Raw genomic sequence first — 6082 nt, forward strand, 5'->3', positions numbered from 1 at the left:
TTCTAATTAAAATTTTATCTACTGGTTTAACGTCTAAGCAGTTTGGTGAATCTGTAGTTAAATTAAAAAACTTAAATTTAATTGAGACAGATTTAAATTTAAGTAAAATTAGGAAATTATAGTTAAAATAAACCTCAGTTAATTTAAATTAACTGAGGTTTATTTTTAAATTTTTAACCATTATTAATCTAGTTCAAATTTAATAAGATCATCCATTTTCTCAAGTCTAAAATATTTTGCAAGTGCTACTAATGTTTGGTCGTCATATCTAGTTGAGGCATTCCTGTACAACCTACCAATTGTTGAGGGTGCTATACCAGTCTTTTGGGCTAGCTGGTTTTGATTTATCCCTTCTACCTCCATTAATTCTTTAAGCCTACAAACAACTTTCATAAAATACCTTTTACATATCTCCTTATATTATATAGTGTACTTCCGCAAAAAAGCAACACTTATATATAGTAAACATTTTTAAAATATTTCTTTTGCGGAAGCGCACAAGTGAGAAAATCTATGTTATACTGGAAGCATGGAAGGAAAGGAGAGATAAGCAGCACGGCTCACCTGTATGGTTTACTCACCCAACATAAACAAAGCGACCGCTAAAGCCTGAAGAACTAAGCGATCGCCTATCACCACTTAAACAAAACGAAAAGTAATGACAACTACAACTTTAACACCTATCAAGCCAGCTACTCAGTTTTTGTCCGAACGCGATCGCGCTATCATCAGCCAAATTATTAATGTAGCTGCTGATCAAATCGTTGCTATCTGGATTGATTGCGGTACGGTCTGGGTAAAGCTGATTGATGGTAGATTACCATTTGATAGAGACTGGTTCGCTGTACGTGTGGCTGAGGTTAAAGCAGCAATGCTGGCTGATGAAGTACATCAAGCATCATCATCAGTAGTAGCTAATGCACTAATCTTTGATATTAGCTGGGCCATGTTTGCGATCGCATTATCTTTTAATTCTGCACCTAATAAGGATGTGGAAGCAAAGGTTCAAAAGATTCTAAAAAGTTCATTTGCTGCTGCTTAAAAATTACCTGGGAATCTTTAAAGGTTCCCATTAACAAATTAACTTGTAATCAACTTGTAACTAACTGGTAAAAAAAATGACTGTTGATATATCTGTTGAAATGGTTTTGAATGATGTTCGTCAAACAGAGAACGGATACTCTTTAGAATTTATATCCCTAGAAAGTGATGAACAATCACACATACTTGTACACCCCGAATGGTATGAAAAAGACGATGATTCATTGGATCTTCGTAATGCTTGCCAGATGATTGGTGTTGATGTCTACGCTGTAGAAAACTTGATGTTTAGAGATGTCATTGAACATATTATTGAAGTTACCCTGGATAATGGGGAAAAAACCTACATCCGAGAGAGCAATCGTAATTTACTTCAGAAGATATATGCGGTCAGATTTTTACAAAGTGCCATAGGTAGGAAATTCAAGATTACTTATGGCGATCGCGCTACAACTTTCCGTCCAATTTTTAGTGATAATAGTTTTACCAAAAAGTTAACGTTAGCTGATGTTCAAATTTTTGGATGTAACCCTATAGATTGGCTTCAGTTGTCGTTTATCGATCAGGAAACTGGGTTTACAGCCTACTACATATTCTCTGATTCTTGGGATGATGCTGATGAGGATTGCTTAGGAATGAAAAGCACAATGAAATTATTAGGTTTAAATGTACCTACAATTGTAGAAACTTTTGTAAACGATGTAGATGTAGATGTACACCCTGAAACTTTAGAGGAACATAGATTTAATATGGGGCTTGCTGCACTGAAAACTAAGGAAGGATGTGATTTTGATGTAGAGGTTTTTAGAAACTATATCGAAGCTATTAAACCAGTTATTTAACTGGTAGCTACACATTAAGGCAATGGGGTTTGAACTCTAAAACCCCTACTACATATACATCCCAAGGAATTTAATTAAAATCATGGCAAATAATAGACAGAGCGATCGCCAAGTAATAGATCGGTTTTACGAAACAGTAAGCTACAAAGAGGAATGATCAGAGATAAATTTAGAGGATCGTTTAATTGTAAAAAGTGAAAATTATCTATTTTTCCCCTGTCATTGGGAAGATTTTAAAGAAGTTTCTGAACGTGCTAGTAAGGTAAATTGTGAAGCTGTTTTTTTACTAATCTATGGTGAGCCATCTAAATATGATGTAGAAAGAATTTCTTTTGAATGTGCCAAAAATGATTGTAAATTAGTCACACATTTTTTAGATGTAAGGGCTAGTTTAGACCACGTTCATTTTCTAACCTCTGCTCTTGATGGTGTTGATTGGGGCGAAGTAATTCAAAAAGTAGTAGTTGAAAAAGATTTTAACTACTCACTATTTGATTAACCTCTAATTCATGGGGTGAGTAAAAGTAGTCTATTTAAATAAACCTTAAGTAATTCAAAACAATGCTTGATAAATTATTTCCTAGTCTTTTCTCTGATAAAAAAACACAAGTAGACTTAAGGAATCAAATAATAGACGACATAATGGAAAATGGTTCAATGGAACAGAAAAGTTTATTATGTGATTCTTTAGTTGAAGAAGCTAGAACAGCAGTTAAGGAAGTAGCACCAAAAAATATAGTAGATTCACTCTTAGGTTTTTCTGTAAATCTTCTGGTTCTATGTTTTTTAGCTAATACATTCTTTATAAACCTTGGCGGTTGCAGACCTATTTACACTAAATCTAATCAAGAATTAGTAAATAATTCTAAAATCTGCCAAATTAATAAAAACATCATCCACTTTTTCTACAACTATCAACCTAAATAAAATGCTTAATTTCTCTCAGCACCCACTAACACAAACCATTCTAGATATATCTGCAATCCATTTTGGGAATACTGGGGCACTCCCATTAATAGCCCTTTCAAGACTAGCAGGTGTACCTAAGGAAGATTTAATAGAAGAATGGCAAACAATTAAACTTGGCGAACCTTCAGAGTTTATGATCTGGATGATGGATGAATTAGTACTAAATCTTGAAGATATGGAGGCCCAAGTAAACTGCCTACCATTACTTGATGGATTTTGCGCTGAAATAATCACAGCATCAGTTTACTATTTTGCAAAAAAAGGAAATGCGATCGCACAAAACACTTTAGAGCAATTTAAAACTTATGATCCTAGTTTGATTATTTCACTTTCACTTTAAGTTTAAGTAAGCAATAGCAACTTTACCACTATTGCTTACTTAAAATATGATATAATAATGATAAAATATAGGATTTAAAATAATGAGTATTCAAGTTGATTTAAGTAAATTTCCTCCAAAATATAGAGAAGCTTATGAAAAATTAGCATCAGAGAAAAAGCAAAGTAAAAATAATAATCTTCAAGTTGATTTAGATAGTTTTAAATCTGCATCTTTTCAAAAATTAAATAATCAAAAAGAACAAACACAAGCAGATCAACAGCAGGTTACTTCTAGGGTAAAAGTAAATAATTCTACTAAAGAATTAAAAGAGCTATTCTTAAGAAAAGATATCCCAGCCACACAGGAAAATATTAAAGAATATTCTACTCTGATGAGGCAAGGACTATCAGAAGAAGAACAGGGTAAAGTATTACAAAAGCTTACCTCTGAAGGACTAAATAAAAAACCATCAGAACTAATTGATGAACTATTGCAGAATAAAGCAAAAAACTACCCAGCTTTGATTAATTTGCTGGGTAGTTCTTCTGATGATGATAGTTCTGGATTAGATGATGAAGATTAAGATTTTTTAGCTGGCTGTTGATCCTTTATTGCTGATGCTTGAGCCTCAAAAACAAAGGTAATCGCATTTTCTAAACGGCTAATCCTCTTATTTTGTTCAACTAAGCGATCGCTCAATTCCTTTAGGTTTTGGGCGATTAATAATTGTGATTGAATAACAGCATCTACTGTTTGTTGGTTTTGTTCTTGGGTTTGGGTGATTTTATCTAATCGGCTTGTAAGTGTTCCGATTTTCTGTACAAAATGATTAGTAAAATCTTTCAAAGAATCAGATAGGTAATTCATACAGCTTTGTCCGGTAAGCTGCCCTAATTCTTTTCCTATCTTTTGGATATCATGTGTAAATTGAGATAAGCTTGCAGTCTCACGCAATGTATTAGTTAAGGTTGCTGTTAAAGCTTCTGTTAATACATGGTTTTGATGTGTGTAGTTTATTAAAGCTTGGATTAATTCTTCATTTTCATCAATTCTAGCCATTATATTTTCTCTTATTATTAAATACCTCTATATTCTAGCACATTACTATTAAGTATGTTTGTATTACTATGCTTTCTTTAATTACTTGCTTGTTTCTGATGCGCTTGATGTCATAGCGCTATTACTAGCAAATATCAAGCTAGTTGATAGCTAAAAACACTGCATACGCTTAATGTCACAGCACTATTACCTATTGATGCTGTTGATGTCATAGCAACAAAAATGATTTTTGATTAAAATAAAAACAATCAAATGCTTATATAGTAAAGGTTTTAACCATTCAATCTTTTTATACTTTTTTAAAAAACATTCTTATAAAAGTATAACCTTGCTTAAAACTACCAAATAGCAAGAGATTTTAAGTTAATCATAAAATAATTAACTATTTATGATCATCCATGATGAGTAGTGCGATCGCACCAATAACAGTAAAAATATTTTTATATCTGTGTTTGCTTGATTAATTTAATTTTTTAGCTGCTATTTTCTAGATAAAAAATTACCTACAAACCTTGTCTCAAAGATTTGTAGGTAATAAAAGAAGTTTAATTATTTCATTTATTGTAACAGCTTTTTACCTAAAATTACTTGTAAATATTTTTTGAATATTAGTACACAAGTACTGTATTATTTGCTATACTTATAGTAAGAAGTTTAATTGATTTTTGGTTTAATATTATGTTTAACGGATTTGCAAAAACTGCACCTAAAGTAGTAGATTTAGCAAAGCAAGCTGATCGAGATTTAATATTAGAATGGCTTGATAGTAAAGAGCTTTTTGAAGCAAGCAAGATTAATAATAATCTTGATAGCAAATACTTCAAGAATACTATTGAAGCTTTTAAAGCTAATTTAATTCGTCAAAATTTTATCGCTTCACAATTAATATTATCAAAAATGAGTGTGGCCCTTGATGTAAAATCCTGGGAGATAGGTATTTCCCATTATCCTGGGGCACACCCTATAAAGTATTCATTAGCTAAATATAAAAAATCTAGAGGCATGGAATAATGAAAGCATCCCAAGAATTTACAGAAAATGAAATTAAGGCTATAGGTGAGTATTTAGATGATATAGCCACAATTCAAGTATTAAGGATGTGGCAGTTACCTGATCTTATCTCAGGGTTTGAAAAGCTTAAAGCATCTATTACCCCTAAACCAGTAGAGATTAAAAAATCGGCTGATGATTATTTCAGCAGCTTCTAAGTATCATAGTTAGTCATGCGTCAGTTTATTTTAAAAAAATAAACTGACTTTTTTTACAAAATTAAAATAAGGATAAAAATAAATGACACTAAAAACAATTACCTTTAAACTGACCGAAGATCAACAGCAAAAACTAGCTGATAAGCACTTGGAATACTGCAAAGAATTAGGTAAAGCGGTTCCACTGACTACTTATTTAAGAAAGGTTTTAGGTCTGGTTTAATTTTTATAGGAATAATAATCAGAGTTAAATTTCAGTCTGTTTTATTATTCCTATGTAGAATAAAAAATATTTTAATTACACACTAGTAAATTCACATGTGTAGTGGTAGAATATTTATAAGCAAAAAGAAAACAGAAAAAAACATGACAATAGCAGTACAAAAAACCAAACCAAAGAAGAAATATAAGAGATCCCCTTACAAGCCAGACGGAAAAAAAAGGAATATTGGCTTTTGGATGGATCAGAAGATTTATGCTCAGTTCAGCGAAGCCTTTGCTAGTGAAGGCTTGATTATGAGCCAATTTATCGAGAATGTCATGATTGCAGAGTTAGAAAAGCGCAATATTCCTATCCCTAGTTAGAAATTTAACAAAATATTCATCAGACTTTCTTATGAAAAATAATAAAACCATAGATT

The 6082-nt window shown here is 31.8% G+C and carries 11 protein-coding genes; 9 read left to right on the plus strand and 2 right to left on the minus strand.

Features of this window, described 5'->3' with window-relative positions; genetic code table 11:
• Nucleotides 1–183: 183 nt before the first annotated feature.
• Complete coding sequence (locus ACWATR_RS38280; protein WP_460345087.1) at nucleotides 184–393, minus strand: helix-turn-helix domain-containing protein; 210 nt, start codon at nucleotides 391–393, stop codon at nucleotides 184–186.
• A 265-nt stretch (nucleotides 394–658) separates the two neighbouring features.
• Here ACWATR_RS38280 and ACWATR_RS38285 point away from each other — a divergent pair, with 265 nt between their 5' ends.
• The 5 genes from ACWATR_RS38285 (at nucleotide 659) to ACWATR_RS38305 (ending at nucleotide 3757) form a co-directional block, all read left to right on the plus strand.
• Nucleotides 659–1042: a hypothetical protein gene (locus ACWATR_RS38285; RefSeq protein ID WP_460345091.1), complete on the plus strand. Its 384-nt coding sequence runs from the start codon at nucleotides 659–661 to the stop codon at nucleotides 1040–1042.
• A 76-nt stretch (nucleotides 1043–1118) separates the two neighbouring features.
• Entirely contained in the window at nucleotides 1119–1883 is a 765-nt protein-coding gene (locus ACWATR_RS38290) for a hypothetical protein (RefSeq protein ID WP_460345094.1), read from the plus strand.
• Nucleotides 1884–2444: 561 nt separating this feature from the next.
• Entirely contained in the window at nucleotides 2445–2810 is a 366-nt protein-coding gene (locus tag ACWATR_RS38295; RefSeq protein ID WP_460345097.1) for a hypothetical protein, read from the plus strand.
• Between the two features lies 1 nt (nucleotide 2811).
• A complete protein-coding gene (locus ACWATR_RS38300; RefSeq protein WP_460345100.1) occupies nucleotides 2812–3192 on the plus strand; it encodes a hypothetical protein in 381 nt (126 codons plus the stop codon).
• A gap of 82 nt (nucleotides 3193–3274) precedes the next feature.
• A complete protein-coding gene (locus tag ACWATR_RS38305) occupies nucleotides 3275–3757 on the plus strand; it encodes a hypothetical protein (RefSeq protein WP_460345103.1) in 483 nt (160 codons plus the stop codon).
• Here ACWATR_RS38305 and ACWATR_RS38310 read toward each other — a convergent pair.
• Nucleotides 3754–4233 (minus strand): hypothetical protein, encoded by a 480-nt coding sequence (locus tag ACWATR_RS38310; protein ID WP_460345106.1) that lies wholly within the window; start codon nucleotides 4231–4233, stop codon nucleotides 3754–3756. The genes ACWATR_RS38305 and ACWATR_RS38310 overlap by 4 nt on opposite strands.
• A 678-nt stretch (nucleotides 4234–4911) precedes the next feature.
• Between ACWATR_RS38310 and ACWATR_RS38315 the strand changes: the two genes are divergently transcribed.
• The 4 genes from ACWATR_RS38315 to ACWATR_RS38330 all read left to right on the plus strand — a co-directional run bounded on the left by ACWATR_RS38315 (nucleotide 4912) and on the right by ACWATR_RS38330 (nucleotide 6026).
• On the plus strand, nucleotides 4912–5244 hold the full coding sequence (locus ACWATR_RS38315; protein WP_460345109.1) for a hypothetical protein: 333 nt from the start codon (nucleotides 4912–4914) through the stop codon (nucleotides 5242–5244).
• On the plus strand, nucleotides 5244–5441 hold the full coding sequence (locus tag ACWATR_RS38320) for a hypothetical protein (protein ID WP_460345112.1): 198 nt from the start codon (nucleotides 5244–5246) through the stop codon (nucleotides 5439–5441). The genes ACWATR_RS38315 and ACWATR_RS38320 overlap by 1 nt, the downstream gene beginning before the upstream one ends.
• Nucleotides 5442–5523: 82 nt before the next feature.
• Nucleotides 5524–5664, plus strand: a complete 141-nt coding sequence (locus tag ACWATR_RS38325; protein ID WP_460345115.1) for a hypothetical protein — start codon at nucleotides 5524–5526, stop codon at nucleotides 5662–5664.
• 143 nt (nucleotides 5665–5807) lie between these two features.
• The gene (locus ACWATR_RS38330) at nucleotides 5808–6026 is read left to right on the plus strand and encodes a hypothetical protein (RefSeq protein WP_460345118.1); all 219 of its coding nucleotides are present in this window, start codon (nucleotides 5808–5810) and stop codon (nucleotides 6024–6026) included.
• The last annotated feature ends 56 nt before the right edge of the window (nucleotides 6027–6082 follow it).

The organism is Nostoc sp. UIC 10890 (assembly GCF_054786515.1).

What these genes read in the sequence shown, in the direction of transcription:
- ACWATR_RS38285 (WP_460345091.1), top strand. Translation starts at nt 659, where the DNA reads ATGACAACTACAACTTTAACACCTATCAAGCCAGCTACTCAGTTTTTG.
- ACWATR_RS38290 (WP_460345094.1), top strand. Translation starts at nt 1,119, where the DNA reads ATGACTGTTGATATATCTGTTGAAATGGTTTTGAATGATGTTCGTCAA.
- ACWATR_RS38310 (WP_460345106.1), bottom strand. Translation starts at nt 4,233, where the DNA reads ATGGCTAGAATTGATGAAAATGAAGAATTAATCCAAGCTTTAATAAAC.
- ACWATR_RS38325 (WP_460345115.1), top strand. Translation starts at nt 5,524, where the DNA reads ATGACACTAAAAACAATTACCTTTAAACTGACCGAAGATCAACAGCAA.
- ACWATR_RS38280 (WP_460345087.1), bottom strand. Translation starts at nt 393, where the DNA reads ATGAAAGTTGTTTGTAGGCTTAAAGAATTAATGGAGGTAGAAGGGATA.
- ACWATR_RS38330 (WP_460345118.1), top strand. Translation starts at nt 5,808, where the DNA reads ATGACAATAGCAGTACAAAAAACCAAACCAAAGAAGAAATATAAGAGA.
- ACWATR_RS38305 (WP_460345103.1), top strand. Translation starts at nt 3,275, where the DNA reads ATGAGTATTCAAGTTGATTTAAGTAAATTTCCTCCAAAATATAGAGAA.
- ACWATR_RS38315 (WP_460345109.1), top strand. Translation starts at nt 4,912, where the DNA reads ATGTTTAACGGATTTGCAAAAACTGCACCTAAAGTAGTAGATTTAGCA.
- ACWATR_RS38320 (WP_460345112.1), top strand. Translation starts at nt 5,244, where the DNA reads ATGAAAGCATCCCAAGAATTTACAGAAAATGAAATTAAGGCTATAGGT.
- ACWATR_RS38295 (WP_460345097.1), top strand. Translation starts at nt 2,445, where the DNA reads ATGCTTGATAAATTATTTCCTAGTCTTTTCTCTGATAAAAAAACACAA.
- ACWATR_RS38300 (WP_460345100.1), top strand. Translation starts at nt 2,812, where the DNA reads ATGCTTAATTTCTCTCAGCACCCACTAACACAAACCATTCTAGATATA.